The organism is Rhizobium sp. TH2 (genome assembly GCF_024707525.1).
Classification (GTDB): domain Bacteria; phylum Pseudomonadota; class Alphaproteobacteria; order Rhizobiales; family Rhizobiaceae; genus Rhizobium_E.
On sequence record NZ_CP062231.1, the window covers coordinates 3,464,120 to 3,483,051 of the forward strand.

Consider the following 18,932-nt stretch of genomic DNA (forward strand, 5'->3'; position numbering starts at 1 on the left):
GACGCCGGGGCAATATTCTTGCCTCCCGTTACCACTATGCAAGCGCCGACGTGGTGCCCCGTCTCACCAATGGACCATCGATCTTGATCGTCATCGGCCGGAACGTCTTCTGGTGGATCACCATGTCGATCAGTGTCTCCGCCGCCTTCTGGCCCATTTCGTAGTTGGGCAGGACCAAAGTCGAGAGCGGCGGATGCGTATAGCGCGCCAGTTCCTGGTCGTCATAGCCCATGACCGAGAGGTCGCCGGGCACGCTGAGCCCCATCTCCGATGCCGCCTCCATCACGCCGATCGCCATCAGGTCGTTGCCGCAGAAGATCGCGGTTGGCCGGTTCTCCAGTGAGAGCAGATCGCGCGCCGCCTCGTAGCCGCGCAGAGGCAGCCAGTCACCATCGCGCACCAACGCTTCGTCGAAGGCGATATCGGCGGTCGCTAAGGCCTGCTTGTAGCCCTTGAGGCGGTCGATGGCGGCATCCATCCACGGCTCGCCATTGATGAAGCCGATGCGCCGGTGCCCAAGCGACGTGAGGTAATTGGTCGCCGCAAAGCCACCCGCGACCTCGCCCGGCACGATCGCCATATGCTTGCGGGGGTCGGCATAGCAATTGAGCAGCACGGTCGGGACGTCCTTCAGCGCCGGCGGCAGCCGCACCTTGCGGGTGAAGATCGTGGCATAGATGACCCCGATGATCGACTGGTCGTGCAGCACCGATCTGAGCACTGCCGCCTCGAGTTCGGGGTTGGACCGTGTCGAATGGGCATAGACAAGGAAGCCTTGATCGAAGGCATAGTCGCGCGCGCCGTCGAAGCTGACGACGGGATGCGGGCTGGTCGATATTTCATCGACGATGAAGGCGATCTTGTCGCGCTCGGTGTCCGGGTTTTTCACCGGCAGATGGCGAAGCCCCGGTAATCTATAACCAATTTTATGAGCAGCCTCCCAAACCTTGGCCTGTGTTTCGGGAGAAATGCGCGCGCCCGACATTTCGTTGAGCACCAGGGACACGCTGGATTGGGAAACGCCGGCCAGGCGGGCGATGTCGGTCATCGTCGGCCGGCGATCGCCCGATCCGCGCCTCAGACGGCTGGCGGATCCATCGCTTGTCGTCATTGCATTTCCCCCTCTGCGCATGCCGGGCGTGGGCCGCCTCGTTTTTTGTATGATAATAAAATTAGCGCTTGACTGGTAATATTATTAGCGGCAAGAATTTGGAATGTGAAGCGCAAAAGCTCGCATTCGGTTATGAGGATGACCGATTTCACCCGGGAGGAGAAAATTCCGATGACTATCATCACGCGTCGTACATTTCTGATGGCCACGACGGCCGCCGGTGCCATGGCCATGATTGGCACGAGGGCGTTCGCAGAACTGCCGAAACTCGCGCAGAAAGACAAGTACAAGGTCGGTTTTGCACAGACCGAATCCAACAATCCCTGGCGCATTGCCCAGACCGACAGCATGAAGGCTGAGGCCGAGAAGCTCGGTCATCAGCTGGTTTACACCGATGCCGCCGGTTCGGCCGCCAAGCAGGTCGCCGACGTCAATTCCATGATCGCCCAGGGCGTCGACCTCATCTTCCTCGCACCGCGCGAAGAAAAGCCGCTGATCCCCGCCGTCATGGCCGCCAAGAAGGCCGGCATTCCGGTCATCCTGCTCGATCGCAACGTCGATCAGTCGCTCGCCAAGGCCGGCGAAGACTATGTGACCTTCATCGGTTCCGACTTCATCGAGGAAGGCAAGCGCGTCGCCGAATGGCTGGCCAAGAATGCCAATGGCAAGTCGAAGATCATCGAGCTCGAAGGCACGACAGGTTCGTCGCCCGCCAACGACCGCAAGAAGGGCTTCGACGAAGCGATCAACGCCGCCGGCGGCTTCACGATCCTCGCATCCCAGTCGGGCGACTTCGCACGTGACAAGGGCCGCCAGGTCGCCGAGTCCCTGCTCCAGGCGCATCCGGATACCGACATCATCTATGCTCATAATGACGAAATGGCGATGGGCGCGATTGCCGCTCTCGAAGCCGCAGGCAAGGTGCCCGGCAAGGATGTGATCGTGCTCTCGATCGATGGTGGCAAGGAAGCCGTGCAGGCGGTCGTCGATGGCAAGATCAACGCTGTCGTCGAGTGCAACCCGCGCTTCGGGCCGAAGGCGTTCGAAACGCTCGCGCGCTATGCCAAGGGCGACACGATCGAGCCTTGGGTCATCAACACCGACAAGTTCTACGACTCCAGCAACGCCGCGGCGGAACTCGCCAACGCATACTGATCTCCTCCGAAGACTATCCGGCCGGATTGGCGTTGCCTTTCCGGCCGGTTTTTGCATGTAATGATGACAGGAGGGCCAAGCGATGCTTCTATCCATGCAGGGGATCACAAAGTCCTTTTCGGGCGTGAAGGCGCTGTCGTCGGCCTCGCTCGAAATCGCCGATGGCGAGATTATGGCGCTGGTCGGCCAGAACGGCGCCGGCAAATCCACGATGATCAAGATCCTGACCGGCGTCTATTCGCGCGACGAGGGCGCGATCACCTTCGCCGACCGGGACGTATCGTTCGCGAGCCCGGCTGACAGCCAGGCGCATGGCATCGCCACCATCTACCAGGAAATCAACCTCGCCCCGCAGCGCTCGGTCGCCGAAAACATCTTCATGTCGCGCGAACCGACGAAATTCGGCCTGCTCGATCGCCGCGCCATGCGCGACGGCGCGCGCCGGGTGCTCACGACCTTCAACCTCGATATCGACGTCGAACGTCCGGTCGGCGATTTCAGCGCCGCGACCCGCCAGATGGTCGCCATTGCCCGCGCCGTGATACAGAACGCCCGCCTGGTCATCATGGACGAGCCCACTTCGTCGCTCGACGAGCGGGAGGTCTCCATCCTGTTCGAGACGATCCGGACCTTGAAGGCGCAAGGCGTCTCGGTCTGCTTCATCGGCCACCGGCTGGATGAACTCTATGCGATTTGCGACCGTGTGACGATCATGCGCGATGGCCATACGGTGGCGGTGAGCCCGATGGCCGACATGCCGAAAATGGCGCTGGTACGCCACATGCTGGGCAAGGAACTTGCGGCCTTCCAGGCCATGGAGCGCGCCGCCGGCAGCGAGGGCGGCCGTCCCGTCCGACTCGAACTCGACCATGTGGGTTCCGGCGTCCGCGTCCGCGATGTCAGCTTGAAGGTTCACGAGGGCGAAATCTCGGGATTGGCCGGCCTGCTCGGCTCCGGCCGCACGGAAACCGCCCGCATCATCTTCGGCGTCGACAAGCTCGACCACGGCAGCGTGACAATGGAAGGCAAGCACCGCCATTACTCGGAACCTGCGGCGGCGATCGAGGACGGCATCGGACTGGTATCCGAGGACCGCAAGGTCGATGGCATCATCCCCGACATGAGCATCCGCGAGAACATGACGCTGGCGCTGCTGCCGAGGCTCAAGAAATCAGGCATTGTCGACCGCGACCGCCAGGACGCTATCGCCGAGAAATTCATCAAGGCGCTCGGCGTCAAATGCTCCTCGCCCGATCAGCCGATCAAGGAACTCTCCGGCGGCAACCAGCAGAAGGTGTTGCTGGCGCGCTGGCTGTGCACCGAGCCGAAGCTGCTGATCGTCGACGAGCCGACGCGCGGCATCGACATCGGCGCCAAGGCCGAGATCCTCAAGCTCCTGCGCAGCCTCGCCGACGAGGGATTGTCGGTGCTGATGATCTCGTCCGAACTCGAGGAACTCCTTGCCGCCGCCGACAACGTCACCGTCTTGTCCGATGGCCGCAGTGTGGCCGCTATCCCGCGCGCCGAACTCAGCGAAGAAGCGCTCCTCACCGCCATGGCCCATCAGGTTGACTGACATGACAGATACCACATCTACCACCGCGTCTGACGCCCCGCCTCGCCGCCAGACGCTGCAGCTTGTCAGCCGCTACGGTACGCTTGGCGCATTCCTGCTGCTCCTTGTCTTCAACATCGTGGTGACACCGAATTTCCTGGCGCTGCAGACCCTCTACGTGAACCTGACCCAGGTCGCACCGATCGTCATCGTCGCCATCGGCATGACGCTGGTCATTGCGACAGGCGGCATCGATCTCTCGGTCGGCTCGCTGATGGCGATATCGGGCGCGCTGGCCCCGATGATCTTCATGGGCAAGATTTTCCCGATCGACAGCGTCGGACCTTCAATTGCCCTCGCCTTCATCCTGCCGGTGCTGGTGGTCATGGTGTTCGGCTGGTTCAACGGTTTCCTCGTCACGAAGTTTCGCATCCAGCCGATCGTCGCGACTTTGGTGCTGTTCATCGCCGGACGCGGCATCGCCCAGGTCGCCACCAACGGCAATCTCCAGGTCTTCAAGAGCCCGGAATTCCAGTATATCGGCCTCGGCCGTATCTTCGGCGTCCCGGCACAGGTCGTGCTGATGATCGTGGTTGCCATCCTGGCGGCCGCCCTGATCCGCTACACGGTCGTCGGCCGCCAGATCATCGCCGTCGGTGGCAATGAGAAGGCCGCACGGCTCGCCGGCATCCCCGTCCACCGCGTCAAGCAACTCGTCTATGTCATCTCTGGCGGGCTGGCCGGCATCGCGGGCTTGATCGTCATCGCCCGCAACGCGGCGAGCGATGCCAATCTCGTCGGCCTCGGCATGGAGCTCGATGCGATCGCGGCGGTGGCGGTCGGCGGCACGCTGCTGACCGGCGGCAAGGCAAACATTTTCGGCACGATCGTCGGCGCCTTCGTCATCCAGCTCATGCAGTACACATTGCTCGCCAATGGCGTGCCGGATGCCGCGGCCCGTGTCGTCAAGGCCGCCCTGATCATCCTCGCCGTCTTCATCCAGCAGCGCGCCAACAAGGCCTGAGGTCCCAGCATGCTAACCTTCCTTGGCCCCTTTGCCCCGAAATCCAACGGCGACCTTGCCCGCCTCGGCGTGTTGCTGGCGCTGGCCGCACTGATCATTTTCGGCGCTCTGCGCTACGATAATTTCCTGTCGCAGTACAATATCCTGAGCTTCCTGCGCTATAACTCGATGTTCGCGCTGATCGCGCTCGGCATGGCCTTCGTCATCATGACCGGCGGCATCGACCTATCGGTCGGGGGCGTGGCTGCGATGTCAAGCGTCGTCGCGGCGATGCTATCGACCCATTCCTGGTGGGCTGGCCTGGCCGGCGGCGTCGGCGCGGGTCTGGCCGTGGGCCTGATGAACGGCCTGATCATCACCAAGATGCGCATCCAGCCCTTCATCGCGACGCTTGCCGCCATGCTCGCGGCTTATGGCACGGCGCTGCTGCTGGCGAACAACCAGTCGGTCTCGGTCTCCTACGACACTGGTTTCACCGAGATCGGCCAGGGCGATTTCCTCGGCTTTCCCATTCCCGGCTGGATCGCCATCGTCGTCTATATATTCGGCTGGATATTGCTCGAACGCCACGCCTTCGGACGCCACGTTCTGGCGATCGGCGATGGCGAAGCGACCGCGACGCTGATGGGCCTGAAGGTCGATCGCACGCTGCTCTTGGTCTATCTCATCTCGGGTGGGCTTGCGGGACTGGCGGGTGTCATCCTCGCGTCGCAATTCGGCGCGGGCCAGCCCACGGAAGGCGTGGGCTGGGAACTCTTCGCGATCGCCTCGGTGGTCGTCGGCGGCACGCTGCTGACCGGCGGCTCCGGCTCGGTGGGCGCCACGCTCGCCGGCGCCCTCCTGCTTGCCATGGTCTTCAACATCCTGAATTTCGAGAACGGGCTCGGCTGGATATCGCTCTCCGCCTATTGGCAATCGGTGATCCGCGGCCTCTTCCTGCTCGTCGTCGTCATCCTTCAAGCCAGATTGGTGAAACCAACCTAGGCCCTGTTGACAAAGTGGGTTCTCAAATCGGCTGAGGCGTGATTCAAGACTGCTTTTTAGGAGGCAGCCATGGCGCGAGGCGATCTGAGCAATGAAGAATGGCGGATCATCGAACCGCTGTTGCCGACCGAGCGTGGTCGCAAGTCTCGGCCATCCCATGACAACCGGCGCTTCTTCAACGGCATGCTCCATGTTCTACGTGTTGGCTGTCCGTGGCGGGATATGCACGAGCGTTATGGCAAGTGAAATTCTGTCTATGTTCGTTTCCGTCGCTGGGCGGAACAAGGTGTATGGGACGCACTTCTGGAAACGCTCGTCGAACTTGGGCTAACCGACGACTGGCAACATATGATCGACAGCACCACGGTTCGCGGCCATTCTCAGGCTGCGGGCGCTAAAGGGGGACTCATAAGGAGGGTTTTGGTCGATCACGCGGCGGCTTTACGACAAAAATCCATGCCCGCGCAGACGGTCAGGGACGTCCTCTCGGCTTTATACTGACAGGCGGTGAGACTTCCGACTACAGCGCCATTCCAGCGCTTCTCGCGATGCCCGTTGGCAAACCTCGTTTGTTTCTCGCCGACAGGGGCTACGACGCCGATGCAGTTCGCGAAAAACTGCTGATGCACGGCATCTTGCCAGTCATCCCGCCGAGAGCGAACCGAAAAGACCCACCTTCCTGCGACTTCAGGGCGTATAGGGACCGTAACCGCATTGAGCGAATGTTCAATCGGCTCAAGCAGTTCCGCAGGGTGGCCACCCGTTACGACAAAACCCGCATTTCCTTCGAAGCGTTTCTATCGCTTGCCGCAGCAAAAATCTGGCTGTCGCACGTCCCGGAACCCTTTTAGTCCACGTGTGGCTCTGGCTCGGCGACGAGAAAGCTTCCGCCGACTGATAAAATCAGCGAGCTTGAGCCATGGATTTTGATGTGATACGCGGCTTGCTTCTTGCATTCCGGATCATGATTGATCCGATAGGTGCATAAACGCCGCCATCCATTGTGGGAAAGTGCGATTTTTTCCGCCGTCAAAATATCCACGCCGGATGCACCTCTTATCTGCTTGATGAGTTCCGGCCACGAAGCTTTGTCTTGAAAGAGACTGTCGACAAGCGCGAGTGTCTGCAAAACGAAAGGCCACTCCAGTTTCCGCTCAACTGACATGGCATTTGGCTCAAATCGTTCATAAACCCACCATCGCTCAGCGACTGGAACTCTCGGCCCGTCTGTTGATGGTGACGTGAAAACAGTGGTTACGGTCTCATCGCTGAAATCAGCAACGACTTCAGATGCGACCACCTCCATACGTTCTCGATCTTCATCGCTGAAATCGGGATCGACCAGGAATTCGAGGACAATGTCGTTGTCATTCCAGCCGCATGAAACAGCGGCTAGGGCCGATGAGACTTGCCCAAGCAATGCGCGTTGCACACTAAGTCGAAGTCGTATTTGGCGGTCAATTCCGGACATCAAAACCTCCGTCATGGAGCGATCTTATCGCACAATCACGACGGACTTTGTCAACAGGCCCTAGCCCGACACCTTCACCAGCACCGGGTCCTTGCGATACATGTCCGGAAAGATCTTCTTCAAATTCTCGATCTTCGGCAGGTCGTTGTAGACGATGTAGGGATAATCAGGGTTCAGCGTCAGGAAGTTCTGGTGATAGCCCTCGGCGGCGTAAAACGTCTTCTCCGGCTCGATCGTGGTGGCGATCTTGTCGCCATAGACCTTGGCGGCATCGAGCTGGTCGATATAGGCCTTGGCCACCTTCGTCTGCTCAGCGCCAATCGGAAACACCGTTGAGCGATACTGGGTGCCGGAGTCAGGACCCTGCCTGTTGAGCTGCGTCGGATCGTGCGCGACCGAGAAATAGACCTGCAACAGCTTGCCGTAGGTCACTTTCTTCGGATCGAACGTCACCTTCACCGCTTCGGCATGGCCGGTATTGCCACCGCCGACCACTTCGTAGATCGCGGTCTTTTCCTCGCCGCCGGCATAGCCGGACGTCGCATCGAGCACGCCCTCGACATGCTGGAACACGCCCTGCACGCCCCAGAAACAACCGCCTGCGAAGATCGCCGTTTCAGTTGTCGCAGTGGATTTCTCATCCAGTGCCGGTGGCGGAATGGAGATCCCCTCCTCCGCCGAGGCAAACGGCGAAGAGAGGATCGCCCCGGCAGCCACCAGCATCGCACAGGCTATGCCACGGCCGAACCATTTTGAAGACTTCATCATTGTCTTGTCCTTTCGACTGTCGCCGACCGTCAAGCGGTCGCGGCGACGAATTTCAATGCGACACCATTCATGCAGTAGCGAAGGCCGGTCGGCTGCGGACCATCTTCGAAGAGATGGCCGAGGTGACCATCGCAACGGGCGCATTCGCTGGCTGTGCGGACCATGCCGAAGCTCTCGTCCTTCTTGTCCTTCACCGCGCCGTCAAGCGCCTGCCAGAAGCTCGGCCAGCCGGTTCCGCTGTCGTACTTGGTCTTTGAGGAAAACAGCGGCAGGTCGCAACCCGCGCAGGTGAACGTGCCGTTGCGGTGTTCCTCAAGCAGGGCGCTGGTGAACGGCCGCTCGGTCGCTTCATGACGCAGCACCTGGTATTGTTCTTCATTGAGCAGCTTACGCCACTCGTCGTCGGTATGTGTGACCTTCTGGATGTTGGCGGCAAATGCCCGATCGAGCAATGCCAGCGGCCCGCCCGCCAGCATGGCTGCGGCCGACGCGAGCACGGTCGATTTCAGTAAATTCCGGCGTGAAAGCATTTTTCAATCCTCCCTGGGGCCATGACGAGTGTCTATTCCACCAGTACGCAGCGCCTAATCCCATTGTTTCACGCTCACTGTAAAATCACCTGCTCTTGATGGTGCCGTGAGGGCGGCTTGACACTAGCTAGGCACGGATGTCCTATCGCCGCAATGCGAAGGAGATGCCGCTTGAGCGAAGAACAGACACCCACCGACAGCAAGCTGACCACATCGAAGCGCCGGTGGGCCGCCGAGGGCAAGTTCCTGACGGGCAAGATTTCGCGTCCGGAAGCCGAACGCCTGCCCCCCGGCCAGCACCTCGTCAAGAATTGGCCGGTTCTCGATCTCGGCCAGCAGCCGCATGTGCCGCTCGACACATGGCGGCTCGATGTGCGCGGCCTGGTCGAAAACCAGACGACCTGGAGCTGGAAGACCTTTCAGCGGCTCGAACAGAGTAAGAAGGTGAGCGACATCCACTGCGTCACGACCTGGTCGCGCTATGACAATGAATGGCAGGGCGTCGCTACGCGCGACCTTCTGGATTTGGTGATGCCGAAGCCGGAGGCGCATTTCGTATTGCTCACCAGCTACGATGGCTACACGACCAATGTGCCGCTTGCGGATTTCGCCGCCGAGGACGCGATACTCGCCACCCATTGGGAAGGCCAGCCGATCACGCGCGAGCACGGTGGCCCCATGCGTCTGGTCATACCGCATCTCTATTTCTGGAAGAGCGCCAAGTGGCTCAATCGGATCGAATTCATCGCCAGCGACCAGGCCGGCTTCTGGGAGCGCAACGGCTACAGTATGTATGGCGATCCCTGGGTCGAACAACGCTATTCGGACGATTGACTTGACCACTCGCCTGACATTGATCTGCCACGGCCGGACAACCGCCAGGCCATCCGCCTTCCCGGCTGACGAGCCGCTTGCCCCGGACGAACTCCCCAAGATCAGGGAGCTGGTCCCGCTGCTTGGCAAGCCGGACCGCGTGCTGAGTTCGCCCGCCCATGCGGCCTGGCAGACCGCCGAACTGATCTCGGAAAACTTCCTGGTCGACCGCGCCCTTGCCGATATCAATTACGGCAGATGGAGCGGCGCGCGCATATCGGACGTGCAGGCAAGCGAACCCGAAAGCCTCGCCGAATGGATGGAGAACCCGGATTTCGTACCCCATGGGGGTGAATCGCATACCGACCTGCTCGCGCGCGTCGCCGCATGGCTAGAGGCTCGCTTCAGCGAGCGCGGTCATACGGTGGCGTCCACCCATCCCAATGTCGTGCGTGCCGCCGTCATCACCGTGCTTGGTGCCCCGCCGGAAGCGTTCCGCCGGATCGATGTCGAGCACCTCGCCATCGCCGATTTGCGAAGCGATGGGCGGCGCTGGACGTTGCGTTCACTGGGCCGGCTGGGTTTGCCGTGACGCCAGAAAGGCTCGCGCAGCCTCGACGATCTCGGCAATGGGTTTTTCCGCGCTGATCGAAAGCGCATTCTCATCCGCATCCGGTGGTTCGAGCGCCGCGAACTGGCTGTCGACCAGGCTCGCCGGCATGAAATGGCCGCGTCTCCTGGCGACCCGTTTACGGGCCGCCTCGGGACTGATCGCGAGATAGATGAATGCGATACCTGGTTCGCTCGCCCTCAGCTTGTCCCGGTAAATGCGCTTCAGGGCCGAGCAAGCCGCCACTGCGCCCTCTCCTCTTTCGATGGCGGCATGGACTCGTTCTCCGACTGCTTGGAGCCAGCCTTCCCGCAAAGCATCGGTCAAGGGCTCACTTCGCGCCATGCGGGCTACATTCTCCGGAGGATGCAGCTTGTCACCCTCGATGTAACGGACGTTGAGAGCCTTGGCCAACGCTGTTCCCACGGCGCTCTTGCCGCAGCCGGTCACACCCATCACCACGACCGCGGTTGCCGTCCACGCGCTATCTTTTTGCTGTCCCCGATCTCCGCCGACTTTCATGGCATTCACCGGGTCGCCGGGCTGCGGCCGTAGAGCAGCAGCATGGCAACGATCACCACGCCATAGATGATCTGCCGCCCCGCCTCGGGCATCTGCATGACCGACAGGATCGATTGCAGCAGCGTGATCAGGATCACGCCGGCGATGGTTCCGAGATAGGAGCCCTTGCCGCCGAGGATAGAGGTGCCGCCCAGCACCACCGCCGCAATGGACGGCAGAAGATAGGCATCACCCATCGATTGTGCCGCCTTGGATGCATAGCCCGCGACAAGCACGCCCGAGAAAGCCGACAGCGCACCCGACATCAAGAACGCCGTCATCACGATGCGGCGGGTATTGACGCCGGAGAGATAGGCAGCGCGCTCGCTGTTGCCGATGCCGTAGACCGACCGGCCGAAGGAGGTTCGGGCAAACAGGAACACCATCAGCGCGCTGACAGCCGCCCAGACAAGAATCGCATTCGGCACGCCGGGAATGATAAAGCCGGTGGCGAGCCAGCGCACGGCGGGCGGCGCGGAGTCCTGCGGCGAGAATCCGCCCGTATAGAGAACCATCAGCCCCTGCGCCACGACATTGGTGGCGAGCGTGATGATCATCGACGGGATGCGCAGATAAGCCACGCCGAATCCGTTGATCAGGCCGAACAAGGCGCCGCAGAACACGCCGAACGGTATCGCCAGCACATGGCCCGTCGTGCCGTATCCGGCCATGGCGCAAGCCATCATAGCGCCCATGGTCATCACCCAAGGCACCGAGAGGTCGATATGGCCGAGCAGGATGACCAGCATCATGCCCGCTGCGGTAATGCCGAGGAACGACGCTACCTTCAACTGCTGCACCAGGTAATCCGGCGACAGGAAATTGCTGGAATAGATGCTGCCGACGATCAGCAGCAGGATAATGCAGCCGAAGGCCGTCGCTACGGCCGGGTCGACCTTGCGAAGAAAGGCAGGAATGCGCGCACGCGGGGCTGCGGGGCTGTCGGAAATCTCACTCATTGAAACCATTCCAGGCGATTGCGGACGCGGAACAGCGCGATCGCGCCGATGCTGACTGCAAGAAGAAGGACGACACCCTGCAGCAACGGCTGCCAGAGCGGATCGACATCGAAGACGAACAGCATGTCACCGGTCGTGCGGGCCGCGAAGGCGCCGAAGATCGCGCCGATCGCACTGCCGCGCCCGCCGAACAGCGATATGCCACCGAGCACCACGGCCGCGATCGACCACAGCGTATAGCCGCTGCCGCTCTGGTATGCGGCGTCCCCCGTATAGGTGAAGAAGGTCAGGAACAGCCCGCCCGTGCCGGCAAAAAGCCCGCCAAGGCAATAGGCCGCGAACTTACCGCGCTTGATCGGCACGCCGGACATGAAGGCCGCCGGTTCGGATGAACCGGCAGCATAGGCAGCCCGGCCCAACACGGATTTTCGGAACGGTATCCAGACGACAAGCACGACGGCGAGGAGCAGAACAAGGCTCGCCGGGATCACGCCGAACAGACGCCCGGTCAGCGCATCCGCAAGCGCCTCGTTGACGCCGCCACCGGGGAACGGCCTGAGGATCAGGGCGATGCCGAAATAAATCGCACCGGTCGAGATCGTCGCCACGATCGGCTGCAGCCGGCCATAGATGACCAGCAGTCCGTTGATCGCCCCGCAGGCCGTGCCCGCGAGCAAGGTGCCGACCACGCCGAGCGTCGTCATGCCGATCGAGCCGACGACGATGTAGGATGCGATGCAATTGGTGAGGATGAAGATCATGCCGACCGAGAGGTCGATGCCCGCCGTCAGCACCACCAGTGCCTGCGCCATGGCGACGAACGCCAGCAACACGCCCTTGTTGGCCGCCGTCTGGGCGACATTCGCGGTCAGGCCCACCGGATGATTGAGGATATAAACCGCGAACATCGCGATGAAGATCGCCAGCCCCATCAGCGTGCCGCGCTGTTCGTTCAGCCAGTAACGCCACTCGCTCATTCTGCGATCTCCAAAACACGCGGCTTGTCGACATTAAGGGCGCTGGCGATCAGCGCACGCTCGGTCAGGCCTCCGCCTTCGAGCTGGCTGACGACCTTGCCGTCATAGAGCACCAACACCCTGTCGCAGCAGCCGATCAGCTCATCGTAATCGGTGGAATAGAAGACGATCGCGGCACCCGCATCGGCGAGGCGACGCAGCAACTGGTAGATCTCCTGCTTGGTACCGACATCGATGCCGCGGGTGGGATCGTTGAGTAGGATGATCCGGGGATGGCGCATCAGCCATTTGGCGATCACGACCTTCTGCTGGTTGCCACCGGAGAGCGAGCCGACCGTTATATCAATACCGGCAGTCTTGATCGCCAACAGTTTGACCATCTCGTCGATCATCTGCTCTTCCTTGGTCCGGTCGATGACCCCGCCATTCGAGAGATGATCGAGGCAGGCGAAGGAGAGATTTTCGCGCACCGTCATCGGCAGCATAAGCCCTTCGGTCTTGCGATCCTCGGGTATCAGCGCCATCCCGATATTTGGCGAACGCGCAATCGAAGGACTGTTGAGCGACACAGGCTTGCCGTCGATCAGCACCGAACCGGTCGTGCCGCGCAAGACGCCGAATAATGCCAGCAGCAGTTCGCGCTGGCCCTGTCCATCGAGACCGCCGAGGCCGATGACCTCGCCCTTGCCGGCGGCAAACGAAATATCCTTCAGCCGGTCGGTCCAACCGAGGTTCCGGCATTCCAGCACCGGCTGTGCATCTGTCGCGGTGCGCACCGGCTTTGGCGGAAAGACGCTGTGATATTCGCGGCCGATCATCATCTCGACCACTTCATTGTCGGTCTTGGTGCCCGCTGTGTAGCTCGCGACCTTCTGGCCGTTGCGGAACACGGTGCATTCGTCGGCGAGTTCCGCGATCTCGTGCATGCGGTGCGAGATATAGAGGATGGCAAGGCCTTCCGACCGCAGCCGCTTGAGCACCGCAAAAACCTTGGTCACATCGCTCGCGGTCAGCGCCGATGTCGCCTCGTCGAGGATCAGGATACGCGGCTTGCCGACCAGCGCCTTGGCGATCTCGACCATCTGGCGGCGGGAAAGCGGCAGGTCGCGCACCATGGCGCGTGGATGGATATCCTCGGCGCCAGCACGGGCCAGCGCCTCGAGCGTGATGGCGCGCTGCGCCTTCTTGTCGATCATGCCGAATTTCAATGGCGGATTGGCGATGGTGATATTGTCGGCGACGCTGAGATCGGGAATGAGCGACAGTTCCTGGAACACGCAGGCAATGCCATGCGATCCCGCATCCGCCGGCGAACGGAACGACACCGTGTTGCCATCCATCAGCATCGTGCCCTCATCGGGCGCGACGACACCTGTCATCACCTTGATAAGCGTTGATTTGCCTGCGCCGTTCTCGCCGAGAATGGCATGAACCCGACCCGTATGGACCGCAAGATCGGCATTCTCCAGGGCACGTACGCCGCCGTAACGCTTGGAAACCCCATTCATGCGGAAGAATGGCTCCGCCGCGTTGTCTTGTTGCAATGTCATAGTGACCCCGGATGCCTGCGGAATGCACGCCGCGATGACCCGCGGCATGCACTGTTTCGTTGGAGCCCTGAGGCGGTCTAGAGGTCTTCCTTCGTCTGGCCCATGATTTCCTGGGCCGAGAAGTTGATGCCGCAAGTCGGGAAGGAATTGCCGACGAAGAAGTTGTCGGACTGGTCAGGGTAGAAATCCTGGCCTTCCTTGAAGTTCGGATCCTCGACAATCGCCAGAGGCAGCTTCACCGATTGCGGTACGACCTGGCCTTCGAGAGCCGCAATCGCGGTCTTGATCGCAACCGCGACCTGCGCCGGGCCGGTACCGGCTGACGAGCATTTCAGGCCGTCGGCGGCATGCTTGGAGCAGAACTTGCGAAAGCCGTTCTCTGTTTCGCCGCCGAAGGGCACGAACTTGTGGCCCGCGTCTATCATCGCCTGCACCACACCGGTATCGCCACCCTGCGCGGTGATGCCGTCGAACGCCTTGTGGACCGCGATAGCGTCGGCCGTCGCCTTCTGGGCCGTCGGATCGTCCCACTTGCCGAGCACTTCAACGACTTCCCACTTCTTGCCCGATGCATCGAGCGTCTCATGGATGCCGTTATGGCGGTCGGTATCGACGGATGTGCCCGGCACGCCGCGCACTTCGAGGATCTTGCCACCGTTTGGCACGTGGCTGACCAGCCAATTGGCCCAGAGAATGCCGAGACCCTTCTGGTCGACATTGACGTTGATCGCATCCTGCGTATCGAGGATGTTGTCGAACGCCACGAGGATGACGCCTGCTTCCTTGGCGCGCTTGATGACTGGGCCGAAGGCCGTCGGGTTCTGCGCGTTGACGACAATCGCGTCATAGCCGGAATCGATGAAGTTGTTGATCGCCGAGATCTGCGCCGGCACGTCTTCGCCGGTCGAGACGACCTTGAATTCCTTGAGCTTGGCGGCGACGTCGGGCTGCGCGGCATAGGCCTTCGCGGTCTGGATCATCTGGATGCGCCAGGTGTTGGCGATATAGCCGTTAGCGAGCGCGATGCGATACGGGCCGTCTTTCTTCGGGAACTTGAAGAATTTGGTATCCGCCGACCAAGGCGCGAAGCACTCCGGCTCGGCTGCCGGGCCGCTGACGACTTCGGGGTCCGCGGACGCGACAGAGCACATGAGTGCGAGTGTACCAGCAGCCAGAATGCCGCTGACGATAGATCTGAACATTGAATTCCTCCCAATGGTTTCCATGGCAGGACGGGGCGGGACGAGCAGGCATCCGCACGGGTAGGACTTGCGCATCGATGTCACGCAAGTATCAGCCAAACGGCCATTGCAATGCGATCCGCCAAGTCCATGACGCCCAGAAGGCTCCTCCCGACAGGCGTCATTTAGAGATGGTAGCGCTACCAAAGACGCTTGTAAAGCGTCATGTCTCGCAGCTGAAAATGTTTTTTATGCCGGCAAACGTGCAGTGCTGTCGCGTGTCATGAGCTGGAAGCCGAGATCGATGACCCGCCTCTCGATGGGCGCGCCACCGATCTCGGCGAGCGCCATGGCGATCGCCTGCTTGCCGATTTCATAACGCGGCGTGCGAATGGAGGTGATCGGCGGCCAAGCTGCCGCCATCATCTCGTGATCGTTGAAACCGGCAATGCCGACGCGGCCGGGAACGTCGATGCCCGCACGATGGCAGGCGAACAGCACGCCAAGCGCCAGGTCATCATTATTGCAGACGATGGCATCAAGTTCGGGCATCCTTTCCAATGCGTCGCTGAAAAGCGCCGATCCCATCGTGACACTCGAGGGTAAGGTCGTGGTTGTTACCAGCCGCTCGTCGAACAGGCCGGCCTCACGCATCGCCTCGGAATAGCCGGCGAGCCGCCTGCCCGAACGGGGATCCATGCGCGCGCCAATGAAGCCGATATGCCGGCAACCCTGATCGAGCAGATGCCTGGTCACGACCTTGCCGCCATCGAAATGCGAAAAGCCGATCATCATGTCGATCGGGTCCGGCCCCGTTTCCATGATCTGCACCACGGGGCAGCCAGCGGTTTCGAGGAGCTTGCGGGACTCGTCCGATTGGTCGATGCCGGAGACGATCAGCGCCGAGGGATGCTGGCTGAGGAACACCCGCAGCAGGCGCTCCTCTTCCCGTACCGAATAATGCGTATTGCCGAACTGGATCTGCATCGCGGAATCGCCGAGCCCGTCATGGATGCCGCGCAGCACGTCGGAGAACACGTTGTTGGTCACGGACGGGATCAGCACACCGATGACATCGGCGCGCACGGACGCCAGCGCGCGGGCATTGGGGTTGAGCACATAGCCGAGATTCTTGACGGCGGCGTCGATCCGCTCGCGGAGTTCAGGCGACACGCGCGAGGGTTCACGCAGCGCGCGCGACACGGTAATCGGGCCGACGCCGGCAAGATCGGCGACGTCCGAAAGCGTCGGACGCCCGCTGCCGCGACGCGATCTCGGCTTGGTTTTTGCCCCGTCCGGTCCAGATTTCATCGCATTCCTGTCCGCAGCCCACACACGAAATGTGAGCCGGCCCCTTTTGCGGATACATATCTCCCGACCCTTCCCGGCGTCAATCTGCGATAAATCGCACCGGTCCAGCGCGCAACGCACAGCGGATGTCAGTCGTCGTGAAGTTTTCGCGCGATCGGCGGACCCACCGAGATGTCATCGAATCGCGCCGAAAAGCCTTCCCGCTCCGGCGAGCAGGCCGTCACCCCGACCATCGCATCATCGGCCGGGAACGGGCAAAGCCGCGCCATTTGCCATTTGCCGTCGCCGAGATGGAACTGCACCCGCACGGCATCGGCATGCCGCGTAAGCCGCACGAAAACCGCCGTCGCCGTCGAGGCGGAGTGGAGCGGTATGACCGACCAGTCGGACACGCCACGCGTCACCACGACACTGAAATGCATGAGGCCATCGGTGAATTCGATGCCGGTCTTGATCCAGTGCGTCTCATCGATCCTGAGCATCATTCCGGCCTGGTCATAGAGCGCCTGATAGTCGCCCCTGATCGTCACCGTCGCCGAAAAATCGCCCGCGACGGGCGCCAGCCAGGCATGCCCGTTGTCACGGATGAAACCATAGAAAGTCTCGCGCCAGAAATCGGTCTTGTCACCCGTCACCAGGGAAAGCGACGCCGCATCACCCTGCCAATGCGGCGGCTCGTTCAGCCATTGAAATTGCTGGGCCATTTCTCCTCCGGTACTAGCGGCCCTTGAAGCTTGGCGGCCGCTTTTCCACGAAGGCTGCCATGCCTTCCTTCTGATCCTCGGTGGCAAACAGCGCGTGGAACACGCGGCGTTCGAACAGCAGTCCTTCGCGCAATGACACTTCATCGGCCCTGTCCACGGCCTCGCGGGCCGCGACGGTCGACGCCTTGCCATAGGACGCGATGGTCCTGGCCGCTTTCATGGATTCCTCGATCAGCTTGTCGTTTTCGAAGACGCGCGCGACAAGGCCGCTGCGTTCGGCTTCCTCGGCATCCATCATCCGGCCGGTGAGGATCATGTCCATCGCCTTGGCGCGGCCGATCAGCCGCGTCAGCCGCTGCGAGCCGCCCATGCCGGGAATGACGCCGAGCTTGATTTCGGGCTGGCCAAACTTCGCCGACTTCGAGGCATAGATGATGTCGCACATCATCGCCAATTCGCATCCGCCGCCGAGGGCAAAGCCTGAAACGGCGGCGATCTTCGGCGTGCGCAGGCTGTAGAACTTTTCCCAGCCGGCGAAGAAATCCTCATGGAACATATCCATGTAAGGCTTGTCAGCCATTTCCTTGATGTCGGCGCCGGCGGCAAATGCCTTCTCGGTACCCGTCAGCACAAAGCAGCCGACCGTTGGGTCGCGGTCGAGCGGCTTCAGCGTCTCGGCCAGATCGTTCATCACCTTGGAGCTCAGCGCATTGAGCACCTCCGGCCGGTTCATCTGGACGAGCACCGCGCCGCCGTCGCGGGTGATAACAAGGGGTTCGCTCATGGCTGGTCTCCACGCTTCATTTCACTCAGTCGCGGCAGCACGGCGGAGAAATCCTTGCCCCTGCCACCATGCTCCACGAAGGCTTGATAGAACGCCGTGGCCGCAGCGCCAAGGGGTGTCGCGGCATTGGTCGCATCGGCCGCCGCCTGGCTGAGCATCAGATCCTTTAGCATCAGTTCGGCTGCGAAGCCGGGCTTGTAGTCATTGTCGGCGGGGCTTTTCGGGCCGACGCCGGGCGCCGGGCAGTAGTTGTTGAGCGACCAGCAGAAGCCCGACGACGTCGAGACGACATCGAACATCTTCTGCCGGTCGAGACCGAGTTTGTCGGCCAGTGAAAAGGCCTCGCAGACGCCGATCATCGAAATGCCGAGGATCATGTTGTTGCAGATTTTCGCCGATTGCCCGGCACCTGCGGCCCCGCAATGCACGGCCTTCTGGCCCATGATTTCGAATAAGGGTGCGGCGCGCTGGAAGGCCTCATCTTCGCCGCCGGCCATGAAGGTCAACGTACCCGCCGCCGCACCCGTTACGCCGCCGGAGACAGGCGCATCGACGCTTGCAAGGCCGCTCGCCTTCGCCTTGGCATGGGCATATTGGGCGCTTTCGACATCGACTGTCGAGCAATCGACAAACAGCGCACCCTTGGCACCGTAAGAAACGATCTCGTCATAGACATCACGCAGGATCTTGCCGTTCGGCAGCATGGTGATGACGACATCCTGGCCCGACGCAGCCTCCCTCGCCGAGGCAACACTCGCCACCCCCTCGGCCGTGGTGCCGGCGACGTCATAGCCCGTGACCGCGTGGCCCGCCTTGGCGAGGTTGGCGGCCATCGGCCCGCCCATATTGCCCAATCCGAAAAAGCCGATCTTCATTGTATTCAC

The 18,932-nt window shown here is 61.5% G+C and carries 21 protein-coding genes; 8 read left to right on the plus strand and 13 right to left on the minus strand.

The genetic code is table 11. The features are described 5' to 3' along the window. Positions 1 to 34 precede the first annotated feature (34 nt). The gene (locus IHQ71_RS17110) at positions 35 to 1,048 is read right to left on the minus strand and encodes a LacI family DNA-binding transcriptional regulator (RefSeq protein ID WP_308737967.1); all 1,014 of its coding nucleotides are present in this window, start codon (positions 1,046 to 1,048) and stop codon (positions 35 to 37) included. A 234-nt stretch (positions 1,049 to 1,282) separates the two neighbouring features. Between IHQ71_RS17110 and IHQ71_RS17115 the strand changes: the two genes are divergently transcribed. From IHQ71_RS17115 to IHQ71_RS17140, 6 genes are all read left to right on the plus strand, one after another. Next, positions 1,283 to 2,266, plus strand: coding sequence for an ABC transporter substrate-binding protein (locus tag IHQ71_RS17115; protein WP_258157656.1), 984 nt, complete (start codon positions 1,283 to 1,285; stop codon positions 2,264 to 2,266). An 82-nt stretch (positions 2,267 to 2,348) separates the two neighbouring features. Further along, positions 2,349 to 3,842: a sugar ABC transporter ATP-binding protein gene (locus IHQ71_RS17120; protein ID WP_258157657.1), complete on the plus strand. Its 1,494-nt coding sequence runs from the start codon at positions 2,349 to 2,351 to the stop codon at positions 3,840 to 3,842. A 1-nt stretch (position 3,843) separates the two neighbouring features. After that, the gene (locus IHQ71_RS17125; RefSeq protein WP_258157658.1) at positions 3,844 to 4,845 is read left to right on the plus strand and encodes an ABC transporter permease; all 1,002 of its coding nucleotides are present in this window, start codon (positions 3,844 to 3,846) and stop codon (positions 4,843 to 4,845) included. A gap of 9 nt (positions 4,846 to 4,854) precedes the next feature. Beyond that, a complete protein-coding gene (locus IHQ71_RS17130; protein ID WP_258157659.1) occupies positions 4,855 to 5,829 on the plus strand; it encodes an ABC transporter permease in 975 nt (324 codons plus the stop codon). A gap of 69 nt (positions 5,830 to 5,898) precedes the next feature. Continuing rightward, positions 5,899 to 6,075, plus strand: a complete 177-nt coding sequence (locus IHQ71_RS17135; RefSeq protein WP_258157660.1) for a transposase — start codon at positions 5,899 to 5,901, stop codon at positions 6,073 to 6,075. Positions 6,076 to 6,281: 206 nt separating this feature from the next. Further along, entirely contained in the window at positions 6,282 to 6,680 is a 399-nt protein-coding gene (locus tag IHQ71_RS17140) for an IS5 family transposase (RefSeq protein ID WP_258162864.1), read from the plus strand. On the opposite strand, the gene IHQ71_RS17145 is transcribed toward IHQ71_RS17140, so the two are convergent. From IHQ71_RS17145 to msrB, 3 genes are read right to left on the minus strand one after another with little or no spacing between them, the layout of a single operon-like run. Then, a complete protein-coding gene (locus tag IHQ71_RS17145; RefSeq protein WP_258157661.1) occupies positions 6,677 to 7,300 on the minus strand; it encodes a hypothetical protein in 624 nt (207 codons plus the stop codon). The genes IHQ71_RS17140 and IHQ71_RS17145 overlap by 4 nt on opposite strands. Before the next feature lie 60 nt (positions 7,301 to 7,360). Next, the gene (gene msrA, locus IHQ71_RS17150) at positions 7,361 to 8,068 is read right to left on the minus strand and encodes a peptide-methionine (S)-S-oxide reductase MsrA (RefSeq protein ID WP_374989871.1); all 708 of its coding nucleotides are present in this window, start codon (positions 8,066 to 8,068) and stop codon (positions 7,361 to 7,363) included. Positions 8,069 to 8,097: 29 nt separating this feature from the next. Beyond that, positions 8,098 to 8,598 (minus strand): peptide-methionine (R)-S-oxide reductase MsrB, encoded by a 501-nt coding sequence (gene msrB, locus IHQ71_RS17155; RefSeq protein ID WP_374989872.1) that lies wholly within the window; start codon positions 8,596 to 8,598, stop codon positions 8,098 to 8,100. A gap of 171 nt (positions 8,599 to 8,769) precedes the next feature. Here msrB and IHQ71_RS17160 point away from each other — a divergent pair, with 171 nt between their 5' ends. Beyond that, on the plus strand, positions 8,770 to 9,432 hold the full coding sequence (locus tag IHQ71_RS17160; RefSeq protein ID WP_258157662.1) for a sulfite oxidase-like oxidoreductase: 663 nt from the start codon (positions 8,770 to 8,772) through the stop codon (positions 9,430 to 9,432). Position 9,433: 1 nt separating this feature from the next. After that, positions 9,434 to 10,003, plus strand: a complete 570-nt coding sequence (locus IHQ71_RS17165; protein ID WP_258157663.1) for a histidine phosphatase family protein — start codon at positions 9,434 to 9,436, stop codon at positions 10,001 to 10,003. Here the strand turns inward: IHQ71_RS17165 and IHQ71_RS17170 are convergent. The 9 genes from IHQ71_RS17170 to mmsB form a co-directional block, all read right to left on the minus strand. Beyond that, entirely contained in the window at positions 9,977 to 10,543 is a 567-nt protein-coding gene (locus IHQ71_RS17170) for a gluconokinase (protein WP_258157664.1), read from the minus strand. The genes IHQ71_RS17165 and IHQ71_RS17170 overlap by 27 nt on opposite strands. A 5-nt stretch (positions 10,544 to 10,548) precedes the next feature. Further along, positions 10,549 to 11,541, minus strand: coding sequence for an ABC transporter permease (locus IHQ71_RS17175; protein WP_258157665.1), 993 nt, complete (start codon positions 11,539 to 11,541; stop codon positions 10,549 to 10,551). Further along, positions 11,538 to 12,518 carry an ABC transporter permease gene (locus tag IHQ71_RS17180; RefSeq protein ID WP_258157666.1) on the minus strand — a complete coding sequence of 327 codons (981 nt, stop codon included), beginning with the start codon at positions 12,516 to 12,518 and terminating at the stop codon, positions 11,538 to 11,540. Before IHQ71_RS17180 ends, IHQ71_RS17175 begins: the two co-directional genes overlap by 4 nt. Continuing rightward, complete coding sequence (locus IHQ71_RS17185) at positions 12,515 to 14,068, minus strand: sugar ABC transporter ATP-binding protein (protein ID WP_258157667.1); 1,554 nt, start codon at positions 14,066 to 14,068, stop codon at positions 12,515 to 12,517. The genes IHQ71_RS17180 and IHQ71_RS17185 overlap by 4 nt, the downstream gene beginning before the upstream one ends. A gap of 77 nt (positions 14,069 to 14,145) precedes the next feature. Then, entirely contained in the window at positions 14,146 to 15,270 is a 1,125-nt protein-coding gene (locus tag IHQ71_RS17190; RefSeq protein WP_258157668.1) for a sugar ABC transporter substrate-binding protein, read from the minus strand. A gap of 228 nt (positions 15,271 to 15,498) precedes the next feature. Continuing rightward, positions 15,499 to 16,560 (minus strand): LacI family DNA-binding transcriptional regulator, encoded by a 1,062-nt coding sequence (locus IHQ71_RS17195; protein WP_258157669.1) that lies wholly within the window; start codon positions 16,558 to 16,560, stop codon positions 15,499 to 15,501. A 128-nt stretch (positions 16,561 to 16,688) separates the two neighbouring features. Beyond that, a complete protein-coding gene (locus IHQ71_RS17200; RefSeq protein WP_258157670.1) occupies positions 16,689 to 17,264 on the minus strand; it encodes a DUF1349 domain-containing protein in 576 nt (191 codons plus the stop codon). A gap of 13 nt (positions 17,265 to 17,277) precedes the next feature. Further along, the gene (locus tag IHQ71_RS17205; protein WP_258157671.1) at positions 17,278 to 18,048 is read right to left on the minus strand and encodes an enoyl-CoA hydratase; all 771 of its coding nucleotides are present in this window, start codon (positions 18,046 to 18,048) and stop codon (positions 17,278 to 17,280) included. Then, positions 18,045 to 18,923 (minus strand): 3-hydroxyisobutyrate dehydrogenase, encoded by an 879-nt coding sequence (gene mmsB, locus IHQ71_RS17210; protein ID WP_258157672.1) that lies wholly within the window; start codon positions 18,921 to 18,923, stop codon positions 18,045 to 18,047. Before mmsB ends, IHQ71_RS17205 begins: the two co-directional genes overlap by 4 nt. Positions 18,924 to 18,932 lie beyond the last annotated feature (9 nt).